This window comes from Paeniglutamicibacter sulfureus, assembly GCF_030512175.1.
GTDB lineage: Bacteria > Actinomycetota > Actinomycetes > Actinomycetales > Micrococcaceae > Paeniglutamicibacter > Paeniglutamicibacter sulfureus.
In genome coordinates, this window is the sequence record NZ_JAULBL010000001.1 from 488,761 (window position 1) to 509,411 (window position 20,651).

Here is a 20,651-nt window from a genome sequence, read left to right on the forward strand (position 1 = left end):
AGGCGACTGCGCTGGTGTCCGAAGTCCTCTGCACTGAGCTGGTGCGCCCGCCGAGGGAACCTGTACCGGGACGGTTCCCCCGGCGTGGGTAGTGATTACTTCTCAGAGCTGCCTAACATCGATCTCTCCACGACCAATTGTTGAGGATCCCCCCCCCCCCCCCCCCCCCCCCCCCCGTATGGCGGTGTCGGCGATCAACTGTGGTGCGGCGCTATGGTTGAGTCGCGTTGCGTTCAAGATGCAAACGGAGACTTTCGGCTTTTTCTTCGAGACCGTCGCGCCACGTTCCAAGCCAATGACTGACCTGCATGTGAAGTATTGCGTGGCAGCCAGACTCCCCGATATCAAGCAGCTCGGCGAGGCGAGTTAGCGCCGTTGATTCGTCCGGTGCCTCATCAATGATTTGGAAGACCTCCTCTCGACGTTCCAAGGCTTCCCGGATCGCGTTGAGGAGGTCCAGCTGTTCATGGGCTTGCCCGTTGTCATTCATGGGCCGAGTCTTCCAGATTTCATGGCAAGTGATTGCCGCCTGGACTCCGCCTAGGCCGTCCCATCTGAGGAACACTGAGCGGGTCAGTGGATTATGTGCACAGGCAGACTCCTCGGCGGCAGAATCAGCCATCCAGGGCTTGTGCGGCACCGGCCTTCAGGAGTCCCATGTCCGTATCGGTGGCCACCCAGTCGTAGCCGAGTGCTTCGAAGGCGCTGGCCCTGACTGACGAGCCGGCGAAAGCCCCAACTTCAATATGGCGGTCATGGCACGCTTTTGCGATGTATCCAAGGGGGGACTCCTTGGCGGCGAGCAACGAATCGACGTCTGTTTCGAGGCTCATTGCCAAGTCGACGGGGCCCACGAATATGGAGTTGATGCCCGGGGTGCCAAGGATTGCGTCCAGGTTTTCCAGTCCTTCGGCGGATTCAATCATCGCCGACAGGTGAATTCGAGAGTTCGCTTCCTGCGGGTTAAGCACGGGTGCCCCGAACAGCGCACTCATCGGTCCCCAGCTTCTCCCGCCCTGTGGAGCGTACCTTGCCGCGTGGGCCACCCCTTGGGCTTCTTCAGCCGTATTGACCATGGGAACCATGATGTGGGTGGTACCTGCATCGAGGGCGAACCCAATATCTGCGTAGCTTCCGCTTCGCAGCCGCACGGCGATGTTGCCACGTGGCGCGGCAGCAAGAGCGGAAACTATTTGGGGTTCACTCCACAGGCCATGCTGCATGTCCAACCCGTGCCAACCGAAACCCATCTTTGAGGTTGTTGCCAGAATTGCCGGTGAGTCAAGAAAATGCCACAGTCCACGGCCTGCATACCTTGCCAAGTTGTCCTCCTAGAATCCTGCCTGCGAACAGCAGGCAGTCCATGGAAAATTTACAGCTTTTCCGTGCGCAAGACGATTCAGTATGGGTTGTGACCTTCATCCTTTCGGCATTTATGCTGTTCATTTTCAAGCTCGCCGGTTTTGGTTTCCGGTCCACGGCGCCAGCAACCCGGATTCCAATAACCCTCATGGATTCGGCGAATCCGGTTTCACGCCGGGGCAGGCCAAGCCAGATAATGGTGTCCATGCTGTCTTCTTCTCTCCTTGGCTTCGCAGGGGTCGCGCTTGTCGTGGTGTTGGCCCCGGGCCCAGACACCTTCCTGGCCCTGCGCTATGCCCTGAATCGCCCCCGCAATGGAATCGCCGCCGCGCTGGGCATGATGACATCCATCATGGGTTGGGCGGCCCTGGCCGGTCTGGGTGTTGCGGCGCTGCTGCAGACCTACCCGGCCATCCACCAGGGAATCGCCCTCGTCGGCGGCGCATACCTGCTCTACCTCGGGATAGGTTCGCTGATCAAGGCCCAGTTCCTGGCCCGCGCGGCGGCAGCCACCGCCCGCACCACCACCCGGTCGGCCACCGCCTCCGCTACCGAATACACCTTCTTCCAGTCGGTTCGGGCGGGGATGATTTCCGCGGCCTTGAACCCGAAGCTGGGATTGCTTTTCCTTGCGCTGATGCCGCAGTTCATTCCCGTCGGATCCAACATGCTGGGTTCGGCGATGCTCCTCGGCGGGATATTCGCACTCATGGGATTTGCCTACCTGTCGTTGCTGACCGCCATCGCGGCCCGGGCCATGGCCTGGTTCAAGAGCCCCACCGTGGGCATCTGGCTGGAAGGCGTTTCATCTGCGGCGTTGGCCATCATGGGCGCGGTGGTGTTCATCGGGGCATTCCGCTAGTTCCCACTAGACTTCATGTCATGACGACGACGAACCGGTCCTTGGCAACCGGCACAATTCTGCATTTGGCCGACTCCACCAAGCGGAAATGGGCCCAGGGGGAAGTCCGGGAAATCGCCGCCGGAAAACTGGGACCCGACTCGAAGCTGTTGCCGGCAGAGGGCAAGGAATGGGATTGGCGCCTGAGTGTGGCTTCCATCGAGGCCGCCGGGGACTTCACCCCCTATGGGGGATTCGACCGGACGCTGACGGTCATTGCCGGTGAACTGCTCGAATTGACCATCGACGGCACAGCGCATGCGATGGAGGCTCTTCGCCCCTTGAAGTTCGCCGGCGGCAGCACCGCGGCCGCGGCACTGCCCACGGGAGACGTTCTGGCACTGAACCTGATCACGCGCACCGGTGCGGTGCGCGGCAACGTGCGCATCGTGGAATTGTCGAAGAAGCGCGAACAGCATCTCTTCGGTGCCCAGTTCGGCGTTCTGTTGCAGGGAAAGGCAACCGTGCTGCGCGGGGAATCGGAGGATCCACTCGAGCTGCGCGACACCGTGATCGGCGGGGAGGAGGGCTCCCCGCGCATCAGCGGTCGGGGCTTCATGGCCGTGGTGTCCCTCGACCTGCCGTGATGACACGGACCGAGGGCCGTTGAAGCCCTCGGCTAGGTGTTCAGGCCGGGCTTGACCGGAACGAATCCGACGGCGTTCTTGCGGTGGATGGCCTTCGGCGAGCGCTTGAAGCCCTTGGCATCCATCTTGTTCTGCAACCGGAATTCGGCCAGGGCCGCGTCATAGATCTCGTTCATCCGGCGCCCGCTGACCTCTTCCTGCGTCCCGTCAGCGAAGGTGACGCAGATCGTGAGGCTCTCCGGATAGTGCCGGCTCATCCGGACGTTTCCGTCCGAATCCTGCTTGAGATTGATCATTTGCTGCCTTCTTTCGTGAATGGATTCCCCCAGTCTCCACCAGGCACACCCACTTTGGGCACTCGCCACCGCCTGCGGCAGCAATTTTCTCGCCAAGTTCCCGCAAATTCCTGCGATTTAGGAGCGTGGCGCTTGGGCAATGAAGAGCGCCCCAAGGACCGGATCCACGTCCAGGAAGCGAATGCCCTCCAGGCCCATGGCCGAGAGTGCCGTGCGAATGCGTTGCTGGTAAACCGGCTGGTGCATCCCCAGTCCACCGCCGATGATCACCGGGCCCCGGATCCCGAGGACGGTCGAGACATCCCCGAGGTTCCCGGCCACGTAGGCGACAGCATCGTCGATGATCCGGGCGGCAGCAGGGTCCCCCGACTCGAGCGCCCTGAAGACCACGTCGGACTGCTGAGCCCAATAGCGCCTGTCGGTATCTCCATGGAACAGCCCAATGAGCTCGTCGGGCGATGCCACACCGTTGGCCTGGAGCACGAGGCGGGCCAACATGCCTGGCTGCTGGTTCCGGTTGAACTCTCGAAGGGTGTGCCGCACCGCTTCGCGGCCCATCCAATAACCACTTGCCTCATCCCCCAGCAGATAGCCCCACCCGCCGGCGCGCGCTTCCCGGCCCTCGGCGTTGATCCCCCAGAATGCCGAGCCCGTGCCCAGGATGACTGCCATGCCAGTGGCCGTCTCGCCGGCTGCAAGAATGAGCCGTGAATCGTGCACCACCTGGATGGCGGCCCCTGGCGCATGCACCTCGATCATCGCCCTCAGCCGCCGTGCATCCTCGGCGGTGTCTACGCCTCCGGCCCCGGCCACGACTCGATCGATGCGCCCCGACCCAAGCTCCTCAAATATCCGCCCAATGTTCCTGGTGGCCACTTCCACGCTGACGTTCTGGACATTGGCGCTGCCTGCCATAGCCTCGGCGACGATGTGTCCATTGAACCAACGCACGCCATGGGTCTTGGTGCCCCCGATGTCCAAGCCCACCAATGCCAGATTCTCGGCGTTCGCGGGTGTCATGTTTTCCTTCCGACCGGGACGGGTCCGCCCGGGTTGCGGTTGCTCGTCCTGCCTTCATTACATCACCGGCCAGCAAGCCGCAGGCGAGTTGACCCATGAGTCGGAGCCTTCGGTCGATGGCCAGGCTTTAGCCCACGGCACCAAGGATTGGCTACTCCTTGGCAATCGAGTCGCAGGTCCCCAGACGGCCCAGCCGATAGACTGGCTGCTTCATTGCCAATAGAGGGCGGGCATTTGCCCCATGGACTACAACGACTACGACTACGACCTCATCGGCTTCTGGGTGCTGACGTCCGCTGCAGCACTGGTGTCGATCACAGTTGGCAGCCTCGTGCACATGCGCGGAGGCAGCAGGGCTCCGGGACTGTACCTGGTGCTGGGAGTCGCTGCCTCGATCGTTTACGGGATCTTCGCCGGGATCGTTGTCGGCGCGATCTTCGAGCCGCCGTATGTCCCGGGACTCTCAGAGGGCCGTGGGCTGGATTTGCGTGGGATCGGCTTGATAATCGGTTCCTGGGTCGGCGGCGCGCTCGGAGTGCTGGCGACCGTCCTAATGTGGACAATTTCGACTTTCATTCGCTGGCGTCGGAAGCGGAGAACCACGGAGCCCGTGGTTGGTCCGGATCGGCAGGTCCTTCCGGATTAGTGCCCCGCCCGCATCAAAATCGACGCCCGCCTCGTGCGAGTTCCGCGATCTTGCAGCCGACTGCGCGGCCATGGGATACCGTTTTTACGGTCTCTCCAACCGGGATTCCGACTACCAGCCCGAGGCCGTCGAGCGTTTGCACTTGACCTACCCGCTACTATCGGATCCCGGCTTTTCCGCGGCCACCGAACTGGGACTTCCGTCCTTCGAGTTCGACGGCGAGAAGCTTCATGTGCGCAGCACCCTGATCGTGGTTGCGGGAAATATCGCCCATGCCAATCTTGGCATCACCGACACGGACGCCCACCCGCGTCGTCTTCTCGCGCAACTTCGGGATCCCTAGCCGACTAAAGTTTCATATCACCGCTGACGCCCGATCTTTGCTCTTTGCGCGTGTTTTCAGGATGCCTGCAACATTCGCTCGATCGAGGCCGGATGATGCATGACCCGTTCGACCAATGGCGCTTGGCACCGTCGTTCCAAGCGGTGGATTGAGGGACTCCCGCCGAGCCGCGGTGCCCGAGAACCGGGTGAACTTCTATCGATGCCTGATCGACTGTTGTCGCGCTGGAGGGGGTTGAACCACCCGTCTGAAATATCGATCGATTTGCCTCTGGTTCCCTGCGCATTCGGGCCATCACCGGAAGGCCAAGTGACTTCAAATCATACGTCATAGGTAACATTCGGAAATCTTTCAGCCGCCACTAAAACCTCAATCAACGGCCCCTATTGCATGCCTTGGATTCCATTCAAATATCTCGGTGAAGCCGAAAATGCGCCAAAAAATAAACTCATCGGTAACCTACATCACAGCATGTCGATTCAGGATCCGGAAATCCCAATCCCTTACGCGGGGTTTCATTATTTTCTGTTTCGTTCTGCCCCCCGGGAACGACCCGGAAACCGCTCCTCTACGGCGGATTCATGGCGATGCCCCCGGCCCGGCGTGCCTTTCAACACCTGCCGTTTAGGCAGTGTTCACTTCTCCCAACTACGTTTACTGGACTAGCAGATGGAAATGAAGAATCCCCATGGGTCGGTCTACCGCACCTGCGGTTGTCCGACCATGGGGAGGCGGCGAACACTCATGTTGCAGGGACCCAGTGCACACCGTGTTCACACGAAATGCGCGGCCCCGACGGCCAGAGTCAACTACCTCCCCAGGATTCGGCTATCTCCCCGATGAAAGGAGTTGGACAATGACCGCACACGCGAACAAGACCGGTAAGAAGATCGGCCAGCCGAGTCAGCTCAACAAGGTGGTGGCCAAACCGACGACAGACAAAAAATCGGTTGATGAAAAGGCTGCACCCGTGAAGAACGCTGCACCCGCAAAAACCACAGCGAGCTCAAATTCGTCGACTGCAACCGCTGCGAAAACCGCCTCTCGACAGCCTGCCGCTTCAAAGTCCGTACCGGTAAAGACCACGGCTGCTCCGTCTGCTCGAGAGACCGCCGTGATCCCGGCCAAGATTGCGAGTGAAAAGCCCTCAGCCGCAGCTTCCAAAACCACTCCGACGACTGACGCGTCGCCGGCGGCAAAGCCTGCAACCGCGGTGAAGACCCCCGCAACCAAGTCCGCAGCAGCGGCAAAGGCCTCGGTGTCAAAGCCCGCCACCGCCGCAAAATCCACGTCTGCCACTCCGGCCCAGACCGCCGCCGCAAAATCCACGTCTGCCACTCCGGCCCAGGCCACCGCAGCCAAGTCGGCCGCGAAGAAGCCCGAGACAGCTGCTACCCGGAGCGTTGCGCCCGCGGCAGCCACATCTTCCGCCGCTGCCACCTCGATCGCGGCAAAGCCGGCCACCGCCACCCAGACCACTGCCGCGAAGACGAATGACGCCGCGCCCAAGTCCCTCGGAACGGCGACGACACCGTCCCCGATCGCCAAGTCCTCCGCCGCCACCTCCAAGACCGCCCCTGCAGCAGTCAAGGCCGGCGTCGAGGCGAAGTCCACGGCCACGAAGCCAGCGGCTGCCGTTGCCACGGCAAGCCCTTCTGTTGCCCCGGTTGCGCCCCCGAAGTCCGCCGCACCCAAGACCACCGCCGATCCAAAGCCCGTCAAGTCCTCTGACAAGCCAGCAGCCGTGACCGCTCCGTCCACCCAGCCGGCCGACACGAAGTCATCCGCCAACGCAACGGGCACCACCGAAGCCAAGCTGGCAACCAAGGCTGAGCCCGCCGTTGCAACCTCGATTGCAGCCGCCAAGACCCCCGTCACGGACAAGCCTGACTCCAAGGCCACAGCCTCGACCGTTGCGACTCCGGCAGCCGACCCGATGCCGCGCGCCACCCCGTCCGGCCCCGAGGCACCCGAGGCAACCGTCGGAACCGACGCCGCCTTCGCCTCCACCGTGCCGGCCGAGACGGTCCTGCACACGGTGCGCAACATCTCCGAGGTCCGCCACTTCTTCCGCACCAACGACGTGCCGATCTTCTTCATCGGCGCCACCCCTTTCAACCTGCTGGGCCTTGACCGCTGGGTGCGTAACTTCACCTACATCAGCTACTACGATGCCTGGGACGGCGCCCACCCGCGGATCTTCACCCCCGTGCACAAGCCGTACCGCGAATTCGGCTCCGGCGAGGAGATCAACAACTGGCTGTTGCTCAACGCCGAGGTCCGCGCCCGCATGACCAAGGACCTGCGTCCCGGCACGCGGCCCAAGGTCGCCATGGTCTTCTTCGACGAGGAAACCGAGCAGATCTGCGACGAGTTGGGCTACGACCTGATCCTGCCGTCGGCCGAGCTGCGCTCCCGCTTGGATTCCAAGATCGTGACCACCGAGTTGGGCAACGAGGCAGGGGTCGCTTCGGTCCCGAACGTCCTGACCACGGGTTCGGACTGGAAGGCCCTGCGCAAGGCCGCCGACGAGGCCGGACTCGGGGACGAATTGGTCGTCCAGACTCCATACGGCGACTCGGGCAAGACCACCTTCTTCATCAACAACGAGGCTGACTGGAACAAGCACAGCGCCGAGATCGTCGACGAGGAAATCAAGATCATGCGCCGGATCAACAACCTGCCGGTAGCTGTCGAGGCAGTGCTCACGCGCTCGGGCACCCTGGTCGGGCCGTTCCTCACCGAACTGGCCGGCCACAACGACCTGACCCCGTACAAGGGCGGCTGGTGCGGCAACGAAATGCACCCGGACGTGCTCTCCGACAACCAGCGGGCGCAGGCCACCGACCTGGTCAAGCGCATGGGCGACAGGCTTTCCAAAGAAGGCTACCGCGGCTTCTTCGAGGTCGACGTGCTCGTGGACACCGACACCGACAAGGTCTACCTGGGCGAATTGAACCCGCGTATTTCCGGGGCATCGGCCATCACCAACGTGACCGCCGGCGCTTACGCGGACGTCCCATTGTTCCTATTCCACCTGCTCGAATACATGGACGTGGAATTCGACCTGGACATCGACGAGATCAACGCGCGCTGGGAAGCACTCTCGGGTGCCGACGTGTGGAGCCAGATGATCATCAAGGAGACTTCCGAGACGGTCGAGCTGCTCACCGCCACCCCGGCAACGGGCCAGTACTACCTTGACGCCAACGGCGCGCTGGTCTTCAGCCGCCCCGCCATGGACTGGCACATGCTGCAAAACGAGTCCGAGGCATTCTTCCTGCGCATCTACGGTCCCGGCGACTACCGCTGGAAGGGTGCCGACCTGGGCATCCTGGTCACCAAGGGACGACTTCAGCTTGAGCGCAACGGCTCGCCCAAGCTGACCATCCGGGCCAAGCACTTCATCGACTCCATCAGGGCAGGCTTTGCCGGCATACCGGTGGGTGGGGAATCGGCAGTGGATGCGACGGCCGGCATCGGAGTCAAAACACAGTGGTAGCTCGGCAATAGAACCAGGGCGCAAGCCCTGGCCGTTACCAAAAGCTGCACCGATGCAGCAATGACAACGCCGCATTATGCGGCAACAGAACGCTGCAATGGTGCAGCCATGGAAGGAACCAGCGTTGGACGGCACGAACCTTGATCACCACCCATCCAGGGTGGACATGCAAAATTGGCAACTGCCGCAAAACCTGCGCTGGTCCTTCCAGCACATGGCCGAGTTCCTGCCCACCGCGGTGATCTCGCGGGGGCTGGAACCGGCCTCCAAACTGCCGGCCGCCCACCGCGACCTGGACTCGATCATGCTGGCCCCGGCCGGTCCCGAGGAAGCGCCGATGAGCGTGGGCTCGGTCATGGGCATGAGCGACACCGACGGGTGGATGCTTCTGCACCGCGGCTCGGTGCTTACCGAACAGTACTTCGGGGAGATGACCGCCGACACCGAGCACCTGCTGATGTCGGTGAGCAAGTCGCTGGTCGGCGCCGTCGCCGGGGCGCTGTATGACGCGGGGATGCTGGATCCCGAGGCGCTGTTGACCGACTATGTGCCCACCCTGGCCGATTCCGGCTACGCAGGGGCCACGGTCCGCCAACTGCTGGACATGCGCTCGGGCATCGAGTTCTCCGAGGACTACCTGGATGCCGACGCCGAGGTGCGGAAGCTGGAGGAGGCGATCGGCTGGGCTCCCCCGGCGGTTCCCGGTCCCACCGGCATGTACCCGTACCTGTCGACTCTTCGACAGAAGACCGCGCACGGCGGGGTCTTCGAATACCGCTCCTGCGAAACCGACATGCTCGGCTGGATCTGCGAGGCGGTCTCCGGATCGACCATGCCCACGCTGATGTCCCACCTCTTGTGGGGCAAGATCGGCGCCGAGGCGGACGCCGTGATCGGGATCGACCAGTACGGCACCGGCATGTTCGACGGCGGGATCAACGCCACGCTGCGCGACATGGCACGCTTCGGCTCGCTCTTCCTGAACGACGGGCACTCGGTGGGCGGAAAGCGCGTGCTGTCGGCCGACTGGATCGCGCAGACACTGGCCGGGGCACCAGACTCCCGCGAGGCCTTTGCCAACAGCCCCGGCGACAACCGGATGCCCGGAGGCATGTACCGGAACCAGATGTGGTTCCCCTACGAGGGCAACGATGTGTTGCTCTGCCTGGGCATCCACGGGCAAATGGTCTACATCAACCGCCCCGCCCAAGTGGTGGGTGTGAAGCTTTCCAGCTGGCCGCTGCCGCAGGACGCCTCCAAGCTCTTCCCCACGCTGCGCGCCTTTGACGCGATTGCCGCGGAGCTGGGCTCCCAGCCGCCGGTGCCGCTCCAGGAATTCCTTCCCCTGTTCATCCGGCCGGCACGCACCCACCCCGTGGCCGAGGACGCCTAATTTCCCCCCCTGATTTGTGACGCCCCGCAAGGGCAGTTGCCCCCTATGAATGGACCAGAAGTGAAAGCGGTACTGTCGAAGGTCGACACCGAACAATACGCGACACCTTCCAACGTGTGGAGACTTCGCACCGACGCCTGGGAATATCTGGGCTATGCGGCCAAGCAGCTTCCGGGCATGGCCGATGCCGCCAACGGCGCACGCACCGTGGAGAAGGGCCTGAAAGAGGAAGTCGGCCGACAGTTGCGCTTCCTCGAGGCCGTGGAGACCTACTGGGCAGTGCCCGGCAAGGCGCACGTGCTCGAGCTTCGCACCCGCCTGCGGGAAGGCGACTACGCTGCGGCGCTGACGATGATCGAGACCGTGACGCGCGGGTTCGCGCGCTTCCGCCACGAGCTCGACGACAAGCTCGTCGAGCCGGACCCCCACGCCGAGGCGCTCGACGCGGCGGGCTTGGCCATCGCCGACCGCCGCCCGCGCTTCGAGGTGCTGGTCGTCGACGACGTATCGGCGACTGTGCGTGAGGAGTTCATCGCCGAGATGACCGGCCAGCGCCGGGAAACCGACGCCTTCATCTACCAGGTCAACGTGGTGCCTTCGCTGGAGGACGCGCTGATCGCGGTGCTGCTGAACCCCACCATCCAGGCCTGCATCGTGCGCCCGGGCTTCACCGTGCCTGCCCGGCAGCGGCCCAGCGACGACCTGCGCCGCTACCTGGACGGCGTCGTCGATCCCGGCGTAGCCTCCCAGACCCCCAGACAGCGCATCCTGACCATGGCCGACAAGCTCAAGAAGCTGCGCCCGGAACTGGACTTGTACCTGGTGGCCGACGTGTCCATCGAGGACCTCGCCGGTGCGGCGAACCGGCGCTTCGCCCGGCTCTTCCGCCGCGAGGAGTCCATGGAACTGCACCTCTCTCTGCTGGCCGGGGTCGCGGCGCGCTACCAGACCCCGTTCTTTGACGCCGTGCAGCAGCACAGCCGCAAGCCGGCCGCGGTCTTCCACGCGCTGCCCATTTCCCGCGGCGGCTCGGTGGTGAACTCCCGTTGGATCAAGGACATGGGAGAGTTCTACGGGATGAACCTGCTCCACGCCGAGACCTCGGCGACCTCCGGCGGGCTGGACTCGCTGCTTGATCCGCGCAGCACCATCCGCGACGCCCAGGTGCTGGCGGCCCGCGCCTTCGGCGCGCGGCGCTCCTACTTCGTCACCAACGGGACCTCCACGGCCAACAAGATCGTGCACCAGTCGATCCTGGCCCCGGGCGACGTGGTTATTGCCGACCGCAACTGCCACAAGTCCCACCACTATGCGCTGATGCTCGCCGGGGCGCAGGTCGCCTACGTGGACGCCTACCCGCTGAACGAGTACTCGTTCTACGGCGCCGTGCCGCTGAAGGCACTCAAGGGCATGCTGCTTGACTACCGCCGCGCCGGCCGCCTTGACGAGGTCAAGATGATCACGCTGACCAACTGCACCTTCGACGGGATCGTCTATGACGTCGAACGCGTCATGGCCGAATGCCTGGCCATCAAGCCGGACCTGGTCTTCCTCTGGGACGAGGCGTGGTTCGCCTTCGCCGGGTTCCACCCGATCTACCGCCGGCGCACCGCCATGGCTGCGGCGGCCGCGCTTGAGGAAAGCTTCAGGGACCCGGAGTACGCGGCGCGCGCCGACGCCCAGCGGGCCTCGCTCTTCGACCCGGTGACCGGGGAACCGGCCGACGACGAGGTGTGGCTGGCCACGCGGCTGCTGCCGGATCCGCGCATCGCCAGGTTGCGCGTGTACGCGACGCAGTCAACGCACAAGACGCTGACCGCGCTGCGACAGGGGTCGATGATCCATGTCTACGACCAGGACTTCAGCCACCTTAACGAGGTGACCTTCAAGGCCGCGTACATGACCCACACCTCCACCTCGCCGAACTACCAGATCCTGGCCTCGCTGGACATCGGACGGCGCCAGGCGGTGCTGGAAGGCTACGAGCTGGTCCAGCGCCAGGCCTACCTGGCGCAGTCGGTGGCCCAGGCGGTGGCGCGCCACCCCTTGCTGAAGAAGTACTTCCGCGTGCTGAGCACCTGCGACCTCATCCCGGCCGAGTACCGCCAGACCGACCGGCCGATGCCGCTGCGCGACGGGATCGCGGCGATGGACGAGGCCTGGCGCACCGACGAGTTCGTCATGGACCCCAGCAGGCTGACCCTGCACATCGGGAACACCGGAGTGGACGGGGACACGTTCAAGCACCAGTACCTGATGGACCTGCACGGGATCCAGGTCAACAAGACCTCCCGGAACACGGTGCTCTTCATGACCAACATCGGCACCTCGCGCAGCGCCGTCGCCTACCTCATCGACGTGCTGGTCAAGCTCGCGGAGCACTTCGACGCCGAGCGCGAGGACATGTCGCCCGCCGCGCTGGGGGCCCGCAAGGCCCGCGTCGCCGAGCTGGTTTCCTCCCCGCCGCCGCTGCCGGACTTCAGCCGCTTTGCCCAGCGCTTCCGCAGCGGGGAAGACACCGTCGACGGGGATTTGCGCACCGCGTACTTCACCACCTACAAGACCGAGAAATGCGGTTATTTGATGCCGCGGGAGCTAGCGGACCGGGTGCGCGCCGGGGAGGAGATCGTCTCCGCCGGTTTCGTTACCCCCTACCCGCCGGGGTTTCCGATCCTGGTGCCCGGACAGGTCGTCACCGAGGAGATCCTCTCCTTCATGGAGGCCCTGGACACTCGCGAGATCCACGGATTCGACGCGGCCCTGGGCTACCGGATCATCAACGAGGAACCGGACCCCGCCCTCGGGGTCTAGCGCAGATTGCCGGTCACCGGCCGGATGGCCGGTGACCTTTCGCGCGCCGCATCAGTCGCGCGGTCGCACCACCAGGACCGGGCAGGCGGCGTGACGCACGCACTGCTCGCTCACCGAGCCCAGCAGCATGCCCTTCAAGCCGCCGCGCCCGCGGGTTCCCACCACCATCATCAGGGCGTCGTGCGAGATCGCGATGAGGCTTTTGGCCGGCGGCGCGTGCACCGGTTCATAGGTGATCTGGACCCCGGGAAACTTTTCGGCAACAGGGTGGGCATCGCGTTCCAGTTCCTCGCGCACGGCTGCGGTGAACTCGTCCATGGCCGGGACGTAGCCGAATTCCCACCCGGCCGGCCGCGGTGCGGTGGCGATGGACCACGCCCGTGAAACGACGACCGGTGCCGACAGCTTCCGGGCCAGCTCCAGGGCCATGGCCAACGCGTCTTCCGCGCCCTTGGACCCGTCGTGTCCCACCACGATGCTGCCGGCCGGGGCGGGTTCCGGTGTATGGATCGGTATGTTGAATGTTCCTTCGGTGCTCATTGCCGTTTCTCCTTGGGTCGTGCGGAATGGTTCGAGGGGGCTCAGGGCCGCGGCCGAGGCTAGGTGTATTCGTCGTGGAGCCGATGCGCCTCGGCCACCTGCGCACGGATCTTGTCGACGTCCTTGGCCTTGTTGCGGTACTTCGGTTCCATGGCCATGATCTGGGCTTCTTCCATCGTCAGCAGCCGGTAGACACGTTCGCGTTCGGCGGGGTCTGCAGTGTAGCCGAGGTCGATGTAGTCCACCGCGTGCCGCCGGGCACTGTTGATCGCTGTCTGTGCCTTTCCCGCCTTGCTCAGCAGCGAGACGACGATGGTGATGACAAGCACCCCGATGATGAAGCCCAGGGACAGTCCGGTGGAAATTTCGATGACGGGGACGGGTTCGCCCTCGTTGATGAATGGAAGGTTGTTTTCGTGCAGCGCATGGAGCACCAGCTTGACGCCGATGAAGGCCAGGATGGCTGCCAGTCCATAGGAGAGGTAGATGAGCCGGTCAAGCAGTCCGTCCAACAGGAAGTAGAGCTGGCGCAGTCCCATCAGCGAAAACGCGGTGGCGGTGAAAACAATGTACACATTCTGCGTCAAGCCGAAGATCGCGGGAATGGAGTCCAGCGCGAACAAGATGTCGGTGCCGCCGATCGACACCATGACCAGCAGCATAGGCGTCAGCGCGCGCTTGCCGTTGTGCATGGTAAAGAGCTTGTCTCCATCGAAGTGGTCGGTCGTGTGGAGGAACCTCTTGGCCAGGCGCATCATGAAGTTGTCTGATTGCCCCGTCGCGTGGTCCCCGGGCTTGAGCAGGTTGCCGGCCGTGATCAGCAGGATCAGGCCGAAGAGGTAGAACACCCAGGCGAACGAGTTGATCAGCGCCGCACCCAGGAAAATGAACCCGGTCCGGGCCAGCAGCGAGAACACGATGCCGAAAAGCAACACCTTCTGCTGGTCCTCGCGGGGAACCCTGAAACTGGCAATGATGATCAGGAAGACGAACAGGTTGTCGACCGAAAGGGCCTTCTCCGTGATGTAGCCGGCGAAGTATTCCGACCCCATGGTCGCACCGCCGAAAACGAACACCAGGATCCCGAAGATGATGGCAATCCCCACATAGATCGATGACCAGATGGCGGCTTCCTTGAGCGCGGGGACGTGCGCCTTGCGGATGTGGAAGAAATAGTCGAAGGCGAGCAAGGCCAGGATAACGACGATGGTGATGCCCCAAATCAAGGGGGAAACTGTCATGTGTTCCTTCTTTCGGACGGCGGTGGCGGCGGTCCCGGGACCTTGCCTGGTTTTGGCATACCGCTGCCGGAGGCGCCCTCAGAGGGGCCGTCTACGGCGTCGTCGAATGCCAGCAACCAAGCAAAGCCTGTGTGTCGAAACTAGCACCTCGCTAGGCTGTTTGATACCCCTCCCTGCACGGACGATGGGAACCGTCGTTGGCAGATCGACGTTTTGGTCCGGACCGCCGTCCGCGCCACTTTTTAGAGCGTTCCCCCGGCGGCCTCGGGCGCGCCGGCTCCCCCGTCCGCACCGGGCTGCCCGGCATCTCCCACCGATTCGCGGGCCAGGAATGTCTCGATCTCGAAGAGACTGCTGGCCCTGCGCGCGATATTCAACAACGTGGACATCGACGCCACCTCCTCGACCTGCTCCTTGAGGAACCACAGCATAAACTGCTCTCCCAGCGGATCGTTTTCGGCCCGGGCTGCGGCGAACAACTCCTTGATCTGCTCGGTGACCTCGATCTCCTGGGCAAGCGCAAGCACCAGCGGATCTTCCGCCGTCGCAAAGTCGTTTCGGACCTCGCCAATGCCGGGGATGACGAACTTGATGCCTCGGTCCAGCATGTACTGCACCATCATCATGGCGTGGTTCCGCTCCTCCAAGGCCTGGCGGTAGAAGTGCTTCGCCAGCCGGGGCAGGTCCTGTCCATCGAACCAGGCCGCGATGGCAATGTACTGCTGGGACGCCGCGAACTCGTTGCCCAGTTGGCGGGTCAGTAACTCATTGAACTGATGGCTCATGATGCTCTCCTGAAGTGGGTGTGCACGCGTGCGGACCCGGCGTGCCGCGAACTGGTCGGGCCGTGGTGGCGAAGGACCTGTATCGAGCGTCCCCCGTCCTTGATACCAACGTCAAGGGCGGGCGAGGTACCGGTCGGCGAACCGGTTGCAGTTCTTCGTTTTCCCTGACCGCGGAGTGCTCCTGGCCTGCGCGGATCCGCCGGCGAGGGAAGGGACGCAAGCCAAATACAGGACGGGATTGGCCGCCCCCGGGCTACCTCCGCGCGTTCCCCACGAAGGCGAGCAGTGCCGCGTTGACCTCAGCGGCGTGTGTCCACAGCAGGCCGTGGGGTGCCCCGTCGATTTCCACGTAGTCGGCTTCCGGCAGCAATTTCCGGAACCGCCGCGCCGTGGCATCGATGGGCAGGATATTGTCGGCCGTGCCGTGCAGGATGAGCGCCGGCTTGCCGCTGGCAGCCACCGCTGCGACGTCCGCGCGAAAATCCTCGATCCAGGAGGAAACGACCGCGTAGGCGGCCACCGGCGCGCTCGAAACAGCGGTGTTCCAGTTCGCTGTGACGACTTCCTGGCTGATCCGCGACCCCAAGGTGTCATCGAGGTTGTAGAAATCGGAGAAGAAGCTCGTGAACCAGGCGAAGCGGTCACCCTGGGCCGTCTCGACGATACCGTCGAAGACTTCTTGCGGCACGCCCTCGGGATTGTCATCCCTCTGCACGAGGAATGGCTCCAGCGAAGCCAGGAAGGCGAGCTTCGCGACGCGCTTGTGCCCGAACGTGGACACATAGCGTGCCAGTTCGCCGGTGCCCATGGAGAAGCCAACTAGGATCACGTCGTTCAGGTCGAGGGTTTCGAGCACCGTGTTGAGGTCGGAGGCGAAGGTGTCGTAGTCGTACCCCGTGCCGACTTTGCTCGATTGGCCGAACCCGCGGCGGTCGTAGGTGATGACGCGGAAGCCCGCGTCGAGCAGGACACGGGTCTGGCGCTCCCAGCTATGTCCGTTGAGTGGGTACCCGTGGATGAGGACCACCGGCTGTCCCTGGCCCTGGTCCTCGTAGTAGAGGTCGATTGACGTGCTGTTCTCGTTGCCAACGCTGATGAAGCCCATGGAGGTTTGCCTTCCGTTCGGTGGTGCGTGCGATCGCTATCCCGGTCTCCCACTCACGCTAAGGAACCGCACCCCGCATTTCAAGCATCCGTGGCGACATGACCCGGTGCGAAGCCCACGGGCGCAAACGCAAGACGACGGACCCTGCCGGTGGCGTGCGGGTATGCCGCATCGAACTGGACGGGCCCACATCGGTAGCCCTACGCCCATTGAGCGCTTCCGCATCCCCGGCCGGAGGGCTCGCTTAGTTGGTTTCGGGACGGTGCTCCGATGCCGCCGCGTGTTGCTCGGCGATCAGGTATTCCTTCACTGCCTGGGCGGGCACGCGGTAGGAACGGCCGAAGCGCACGGCGGGCAATTCCCCGGAATGCACCAGCCGGTAAACGGTCATGTTGGATACCCGCATGGCCTCGGCGACCTCTGCCACGGTCATGTAGTGGGCATCCTCGAACCCCTTGAGATCCACCATGGTGTTTCTTCCCCCAATCATGTTGTATTTCATCCCCAAATGAAACTCCCAATGCCGTGCACCACTCCAACCACTTGTGCAACGTGGTTACCATGCTAGTCACAAGGCACCGACGGCACCATGGAAACGACATTGCATTTGGGCCACGGTTCCCACCTCAGGGAAGCAGCGTCTGCGCAACGACCGCGCGGGGACTGCGTTGCCGGATTAACCGGCCTCACTGCCGCTATGGATACACCCTGCACTGCGGTGCTTCAATGGGTCCATGACGCACAAGGTGCAAGCCGACTACCTGGTGGTCGGGGCCGGCGCGATGGGCATGGCATTCGCGGATGCGTTGATCGACCATGCAGACGCGCGCGTGGCCATTGTCGACAGACGCCACGGTTCCGGCGGGCATTGGCTCGACGCCTATCCCTTCGCGCGCCTGCACCAGGCCTCCGCATTTTATGGTGTCGCCTCCACGCTGCTCGGCGATTCCCGGGTGCAACAGCACGGTCCGGAAGCCGGCCTCCATGAACGGGCCGATGTCTCGGAGATCTGCGCCTACTACGCCCACATCCTGGCCGACCGGATGCTGGGCACCGACAAGGTCGAGTTCTTCAACAACTGCGAGTACGTTGCCGACCGGCAGATCGTCTCGCATATCTCCGGCCGGCGGACCGAGGTGCCATCGCAGTGCCGGATCGTCGACGCACGGTACCTTGCACCGGACATCCCGTCAGTCACCCCGCCGCGCTTCGACGTCGCGGACGATGTCCGCGTGATTCCGGTCAACAGCCTCGCCCGCACCATGGAGGCGCCGAGCCAGTATGTGATCGTGGGATCGGGCAAGACCGCAACCGATGCCTGCATCTGGCTCCTGGCCCACGGCGTGGACCCCAACGCGATCTGCTGGGTGAGGCCGCGCGATCCCTGGATGCTCAACCGCGCTGTCGTCCAGCCGGAACCGGCGGTGTTCCTCGGCATGGCCGCCGACACCATGGAGGCATCCGCCGCCGCGACGTCGCTCGAGGACCTGTTTTTCCGGCTGGAAGACGCCGGCATCATGCTCCGCATCGACCGGTCGGTCACCCCGACGATGGCCAAGACTCCGACGCTGGCGACCTGGGAACTGGAGAAACTGCGCACCATTGAGCACGTCGTGCGGCTCGGACATGTCCGGGCGGTGGAACGAAGGCGCATTTCGCTCGAGGACGGCACGGTCTCGATGGCCAAGGACGCGCTCGTGGTGCACTGTGCCGCCTCTGGCCTGCGCTACCCGCCGACCATCCCGATCTGGGGACCGTCGGCGATCACGCTGCAGCCGATCCGGGCCGGATTCCCGTGCTTCGGTGCAGCGCTGGCCGGCTACGTGGAAGCGACCCGCGACGACGACGCGGAAAAGAACCGGCTCTGCCCATCGACCCCGTATCCCAACACACTTGCCAGTTGGGCGACCATGCAGATCATGGGCACCCGTGCGGCGAAATCCTTTGGGTCGGAACCGGACATCAAGGCCTGGGCCGACGCCGTGGCGCTGAATCCGGCACGGGTTCCACCCGAGGAGGGCAGGTTGGCCGAGGTGGATGATGCGCTCTCCCGCCTGAAGACCCAGGTTCCCTTGGGCGTTGCCCGGCTGTTGGAACTGGTCTGAACCCTGGCGCTCATCCCCCCGCTCGCCGAAGACCCTCAGCGAAGGGACCTGTCCGGGGTGAGGGGCTACTCCCTCACCCCGGATTCCCGTCCCGTTGTAGCTGGCGTCGGCTATTGCCTGAACACCATACGGCGCACTACTTCGACGGTTCCGGTTCCGAAGGCGTCGGCGCCGAGGCGGTCTCGACTTCCACCAACAGTGCCGCTGCGATGGCGTCGAAGGCGCGCAAGGTGGGGAACAGCCTGGCGGGATCCTGCGGGACCGGCCAGGTCGACAGCTTCACCGCCACCACTTGGGCGGGGCGGTTGATGTAGACCATTTGCCCGTGGATGCCAAGGCAAAGCACGACGTCGCTGCCCTCGTAGGGGAACCACATCTGGTTCCGGTACATCCCGCCGGGCATGAGGTTGTCGACAGGGCTGTCAGCGAAAGCGTCTCGGGAGTCCGGTGCCCCGGCCAGTGTCTGCTCAATCCACTCGGACGAGAGTACGCGCTCACCGGTCAGGGAGAGCCCATCGTTGAGGAAAAGCGAACCAAAGCGGGCCATGTCGCGCAGCGTGGCGTTGATCCCGCCGTCAAAGACAGCGGTGCCGAACTGGTCGATGCCAACGGACGCATCGGATTCGGCACCGAGCTTGCCCCACACCAGATCCGACAGCAAGATGTCCATCGATGAGCCGGATGCGGCCTCGCAGATCCAGCCGAGCATGTCCGTTTCGCAGGAGCGGTATTCGAAAACGCCGCCGTGGGCGGTCTTTCGTTCCAAGGTCCGCAGGTACGGGTACATTCCCGTGGGCCCGGGCGCCTTGGCGGGCGCCCAGCCGATGGCTTCCTCCAGCTTCCGGATTCCGGCGGCAGGGTCTAGGTAGTTCTCGGAAAAGTCGATTCCGGAACGCATGTCCAGCAGCTCTCGCACCGTGGCCCCGGCATATCCGGTTTCAGTGAGTTCGGGGAGGTAGTCGGTCAGCTGCCCTTCAGGATCCAGGATTCCGGAGTCACACAGCGCCCCGGCCACCGCTCCGACCAGTGACTTGCTCATCGACATCAGCAGGTGCTGGGTCCCGGCGCCCATCCCACCGAAGTACTGCTCGGTGAGCACCTGGCCGCGGTGCAACAGCATCCATCCATCGGTCTCCGTGGTGGCCATGACCGAGCCCACGCTCATGGGCACTTCTCCGGCAAAGACCGGCGGCAGAATGACGGAATCCAGGTCGCGGTGCCCTTCCGGAAGCTGCGCCACCTGGCCATCCCCCCGGGAAATTGTCGCCGTAGGCAGGATCTCGGCCATGTGCTGGAAGGCCCACCGCTGGTTCTCGGGCAGCCGCCAGCTGTTCATGTCCACGGGCTGCGTCTGGAATTCCAAATTCATGTTGTTCATGGGGAAATACCCTTCAGTTGCTACACCGTTTGTTCATTTGGACATTACCACCGGGGGTTCTCACCGTCCCGATTTGTGCATCCCTTGGTCGCGTAGACAGTCAATGTGACGCGGGGGTCCGGAGGCACCGTTGTCCCATCGACCCCGGTCAGACGCAGGCGATTGGCTGTTCACCGTCGTGCCGACGGAATTACCGACGTCACGGGCGGCAGGCCAGGAGGCCTGCCGCCCGCTAAAAGGGACACTGGATCGGCCTACAGGAAAAAACGAAGGGTTCCGTGCAGATTGGGTGCACGCCAAAGCGGCATGCCATAGGCTCATAAACAACGTCGCTGCCAGCTAGCGGCAAGTCAACCAAGAGATAAGGCCAGAAAAATGATCGGATTCATCGTCGCGGGACTAGTCATCGGTGCCCTCGCGAGACTCATCAAGCCCGGCAAGCAAAATCTGAGCCTGATTGTGACTCTCCTGCTCGGACTCGCCGGTTCGGTCATCGGCGGGGTCATCGCGAACCTGCTCGGCACAGGCGACATCTTTGAGCTCAATGTGGTCGGATTTATCGTCGCCGTCGTCGCATCCGTGCTCCTCGTCGGCGTTGCCGAAGGCCTGTCGGGGCGCCGCAGCTCAGTTCGCTGA

At 63.7% G+C, this 20,651-nt stretch carries 21 protein-coding genes; 9 read left to right on the plus strand and 12 right to left on the minus strand.

What is annotated here, in order from left to right; all coding sequences use genetic code 11:
* Positions 1-211 precede the first annotated feature (211 nt).
* The 3 genes from Q2T94_RS02175 to Q2T94_RS02185 all read right to left on the minus strand — a co-directional run bounded on the left by Q2T94_RS02175 (position 212) and on the right by Q2T94_RS02185 (position 1,569).
* On the minus strand, positions 212-490 hold the full coding sequence (locus Q2T94_RS02175) for a hypothetical protein (protein ID WP_264268149.1): 279 nt from the start codon (positions 488-490) through the stop codon (positions 212-214).
* Between the two features lie 124 nt (positions 491-614).
* The gene (locus Q2T94_RS02180) at positions 615-1,250 is read right to left on the minus strand and encodes an HpcH/HpaI aldolase family protein (RefSeq protein ID WP_302263343.1); all 636 of its coding nucleotides are present in this window, start codon (positions 1,248-1,250) and stop codon (positions 615-617) included.
* A 31-nt stretch (positions 1,251-1,281) separates the two neighbouring features.
* On the minus strand, positions 1,282-1,569 hold the full coding sequence (locus Q2T94_RS02185; RefSeq protein ID WP_264268151.1) for a hypothetical protein: 288 nt from the start codon (positions 1,567-1,569) through the stop codon (positions 1,282-1,284).
* On the opposite strand from Q2T94_RS02185, the gene Q2T94_RS02190 reads away from it, so the two are divergent.
* The gene (locus Q2T94_RS02190) at positions 1,568-2,224 is read left to right on the plus strand and encodes a LysE family translocator (protein ID WP_264268152.1); all 657 of its coding nucleotides are present in this window, start codon (positions 1,568-1,570) and stop codon (positions 2,222-2,224) included. The genes Q2T94_RS02185 and Q2T94_RS02190 overlap by 2 nt on opposite strands.
* A 20-nt stretch (positions 2,225-2,244) precedes the next feature.
* Positions 2,245-2,850 (plus strand): HutD/Ves family protein, encoded by a 606-nt coding sequence (locus Q2T94_RS02195; RefSeq protein ID WP_302262714.1) that lies wholly within the window; start codon positions 2,245-2,247, stop codon positions 2,848-2,850.
* Between the two features lie 32 nt (positions 2,851-2,882).
* Here the strand turns inward: Q2T94_RS02195 and Q2T94_RS02200 are convergent, their stop codons facing one another.
* Both Q2T94_RS02200 and Q2T94_RS02205 read right to left on the minus strand, forming a co-directional pair.
* Positions 2,883-3,146, minus strand: a complete 264-nt coding sequence (locus Q2T94_RS02200) for a hypothetical protein (RefSeq protein WP_264268154.1) — start codon at positions 3,144-3,146, stop codon at positions 2,883-2,885.
* A 117-nt stretch (positions 3,147-3,263) separates the two neighbouring features.
* Complete coding sequence (locus tag Q2T94_RS02205; protein ID WP_302262715.1) at positions 3,264-4,166, minus strand: N-acetylglucosamine kinase; 903 nt, start codon at positions 4,164-4,166, stop codon at positions 3,264-3,266.
* 241 nt (positions 4,167-4,407) lie between these two features.
* On the opposite strand from Q2T94_RS02205, the gene Q2T94_RS02210 reads away from it, so the two are divergent.
* Positions 4,408-4,812, plus strand: a complete 405-nt coding sequence (locus Q2T94_RS02210; RefSeq protein WP_302262716.1) for a hypothetical protein — start codon at positions 4,408-4,410, stop codon at positions 4,810-4,812.
* Positions 4,781-5,155 (plus strand): redoxin domain-containing protein, encoded by a 375-nt coding sequence (locus tag Q2T94_RS02215; RefSeq protein ID WP_302262717.1) that lies wholly within the window; start codon positions 4,781-4,783, stop codon positions 5,153-5,155. Before Q2T94_RS02210 ends, Q2T94_RS02215 begins: the two co-directional genes overlap by 32 nt.
* A gap of 903 nt (positions 5,156-6,058) precedes the next feature.
* On the opposite strand, the gene Q2T94_RS02220 is transcribed toward Q2T94_RS02215, so the two are convergent.
* Positions 6,059-6,445 carry a hypothetical protein gene (locus tag Q2T94_RS02220; protein ID WP_264268158.1) on the minus strand — a complete coding sequence of 129 codons (387 nt, stop codon included), beginning with the start codon at positions 6,443-6,445 and terminating at the stop codon, positions 6,059-6,061.
* Between Q2T94_RS02220 and Q2T94_RS02225 the strand changes: the two genes are divergently transcribed.
* From Q2T94_RS02225 to Q2T94_RS02235, 3 genes are all read left to right on the plus strand, one after another.
* A complete protein-coding gene (locus tag Q2T94_RS02225; RefSeq protein ID WP_264268159.1) occupies positions 6,414-8,657 on the plus strand; it encodes a biotin carboxylase in 2,244 nt (747 codons plus the stop codon). The genes Q2T94_RS02220 and Q2T94_RS02225 overlap by 32 nt on opposite strands.
* A 166-nt stretch (positions 8,658-8,823) precedes the next feature.
* Positions 8,824-10,050 (plus strand): serine hydrolase domain-containing protein, encoded by a 1,227-nt coding sequence (locus tag Q2T94_RS02230; RefSeq protein ID WP_302262718.1) that lies wholly within the window; start codon positions 8,824-8,826, stop codon positions 10,048-10,050.
* Between the two features lie 45 nt (positions 10,051-10,095).
* Positions 10,096-12,861 (plus strand): aminotransferase class I/II-fold pyridoxal phosphate-dependent enzyme, encoded by a 2,766-nt coding sequence (locus Q2T94_RS02235; protein ID WP_302262719.1) that lies wholly within the window; start codon positions 10,096-10,098, stop codon positions 12,859-12,861.
* A gap of 51 nt (positions 12,862-12,912) precedes the next feature.
* Here Q2T94_RS02235 and Q2T94_RS02240 read toward each other — a convergent pair whose 3' ends face one another.
* The 5 genes from Q2T94_RS02240 to Q2T94_RS02260 form a co-directional block, all read right to left on the minus strand.
* A complete protein-coding gene (locus Q2T94_RS02240) occupies positions 12,913-13,401 on the minus strand; it encodes a universal stress protein (protein ID WP_264268162.1) in 489 nt (162 codons plus the stop codon).
* Between the two features lie 59 nt (positions 13,402-13,460).
* On the minus strand, positions 13,461-14,642 hold the full coding sequence (locus Q2T94_RS02245; RefSeq protein WP_302262720.1) for a TerC family protein: 1,182 nt from the start codon (positions 14,640-14,642) through the stop codon (positions 13,461-13,463).
* 242 nt (positions 14,643-14,884) lie between these two features.
* Positions 14,885-15,427: a ferritin gene (locus tag Q2T94_RS02250; RefSeq protein ID WP_264268164.1), complete on the minus strand. Its 543-nt coding sequence runs from the start codon at positions 15,425-15,427 to the stop codon at positions 14,885-14,887.
* A gap of 253 nt (positions 15,428-15,680) precedes the next feature.
* On the minus strand, positions 15,681-16,532 hold the full coding sequence (locus Q2T94_RS02255; RefSeq protein ID WP_264268165.1) for an alpha/beta fold hydrolase: 852 nt from the start codon (positions 16,530-16,532) through the stop codon (positions 15,681-15,683).
* Between the two features lie 244 nt (positions 16,533-16,776).
* The gene (locus Q2T94_RS02260) at positions 16,777-17,001 is read right to left on the minus strand and encodes a helix-turn-helix domain-containing protein (RefSeq protein ID WP_302262721.1); all 225 of its coding nucleotides are present in this window, start codon (positions 16,999-17,001) and stop codon (positions 16,777-16,779) included.
* A gap of 265 nt (positions 17,002-17,266) precedes the next feature.
* Between Q2T94_RS02260 and Q2T94_RS02265 the strand changes: the two genes are divergently transcribed.
* Entirely contained in the window at positions 17,267-18,637 is a 1,371-nt protein-coding gene (locus Q2T94_RS02265; RefSeq protein WP_302262722.1) for an NAD(P)-binding protein, read from the plus strand.
* 136 nt (positions 18,638-18,773) lie between these two features.
* Here Q2T94_RS02265 and Q2T94_RS02270 read toward each other — a convergent pair whose 3' ends face one another.
* Positions 18,774-20,015 (minus strand): serine hydrolase domain-containing protein, encoded by a 1,242-nt coding sequence (locus tag Q2T94_RS02270; protein ID WP_302262723.1) that lies wholly within the window; start codon positions 20,013-20,015, stop codon positions 18,774-18,776.
* A gap of 375 nt (positions 20,016-20,390) precedes the next feature.
* Here Q2T94_RS02270 and Q2T94_RS02275 point away from each other — a divergent pair, with 375 nt between their 5' ends.
* On the plus strand, positions 20,391-20,651 hold the full coding sequence (locus Q2T94_RS02275) for a GlsB/YeaQ/YmgE family stress response membrane protein (protein ID WP_264268168.1): 261 nt from the start codon (positions 20,391-20,393) through the stop codon (positions 20,649-20,651).

Bases quoted from the DNA above. Each gene is read 5' to 3' on its own strand.
- Q2T94_RS02175 (WP_264268149.1), bottom strand. From the start codon at position 490: ATGAATGACAACGGGCAAGCCCATGAACAGCTGGACCTCCTCAACGCG.
- Q2T94_RS02180 (WP_302263343.1), bottom strand. From the start codon at position 1,250: ATGGGTTTCGGTTGGCACGGGTTGGACATGCAGCATGGCCTGTGGAGT.
- Q2T94_RS02190 (WP_264268152.1), top strand. From the start codon at position 1,568: ATGCTGTCTTCTTCTCTCCTTGGCTTCGCAGGGGTCGCGCTTGTCGTG.
- Q2T94_RS02185 (WP_264268151.1), bottom strand. From the start codon at position 1,569: ATGGACACCATTATCTGGCTTGGCCTGCCCCGGCGTGAAACCGGATTC.
- Q2T94_RS02195 (WP_302262714.1), top strand. From the start codon at position 2,245: ATGACGACGACGAACCGGTCCTTGGCAACCGGCACAATTCTGCATTTG.
- Q2T94_RS02200 (WP_264268154.1), bottom strand. From the start codon at position 3,146: ATGATCAATCTCAAGCAGGATTCGGACGGAAACGTCCGGATGAGCCGG.
- Q2T94_RS02205 (WP_302262715.1), bottom strand. From the start codon at position 4,166: ATGACACCCGCGAACGCCGAGAATCTGGCATTGGTGGGCTTGGACATC.
- Q2T94_RS02210 (WP_302262716.1), top strand. From the start codon at position 4,408: ATGGACTACAACGACTACGACTACGACCTCATCGGCTTCTGGGTGCTG.
- Q2T94_RS02230 (WP_302262718.1), top strand. From the start codon at position 8,824: ATGCAAAATTGGCAACTGCCGCAAAACCTGCGCTGGTCCTTCCAGCAC.
- Q2T94_RS02235 (WP_302262719.1), top strand. From the start codon at position 10,096: ATGAATGGACCAGAAGTGAAAGCGGTACTGTCGAAGGTCGACACCGAA.
- Q2T94_RS02240 (WP_264268162.1), bottom strand. From the start codon at position 13,401: ATGAGCACCGAAGGAACATTCAACATACCGATCCATACACCGGAACCC.
- Q2T94_RS02245 (WP_302262720.1), bottom strand. From the start codon at position 14,642: ATGACAGTTTCCCCCTTGATTTGGGGCATCACCATCGTCGTTATCCTG.
- Q2T94_RS02250 (WP_264268164.1), bottom strand. From the start codon at position 15,427: ATGAGCCATCAGTTCAATGAGTTACTGACCCGCCAACTGGGCAACGAG.
- Q2T94_RS02255 (WP_264268165.1), bottom strand. From the start codon at position 16,532: ATGGGCTTCATCAGCGTTGGCAACGAGAACAGCACGTCAATCGACCTC.
- Q2T94_RS02260 (WP_302262721.1), bottom strand. From the start codon at position 17,001: ATGGTGGATCTCAAGGGGTTCGAGGATGCCCACTACATGACCGTGGCA.
- Q2T94_RS02265 (WP_302262722.1), top strand. From the start codon at position 17,267: ATGACGCACAAGGTGCAAGCCGACTACCTGGTGGTCGGGGCCGGCGCG.
- Q2T94_RS02270 (WP_302262723.1), bottom strand. From the start codon at position 20,015: ATGAACAACATGAATTTGGAATTCCAGACGCAGCCCGTGGACATGAAC.
- Q2T94_RS02275 (WP_264268168.1), top strand. From the start codon at position 20,391: ATGATCGGATTCATCGTCGCGGGACTAGTCATCGGTGCCCTCGCGAGA.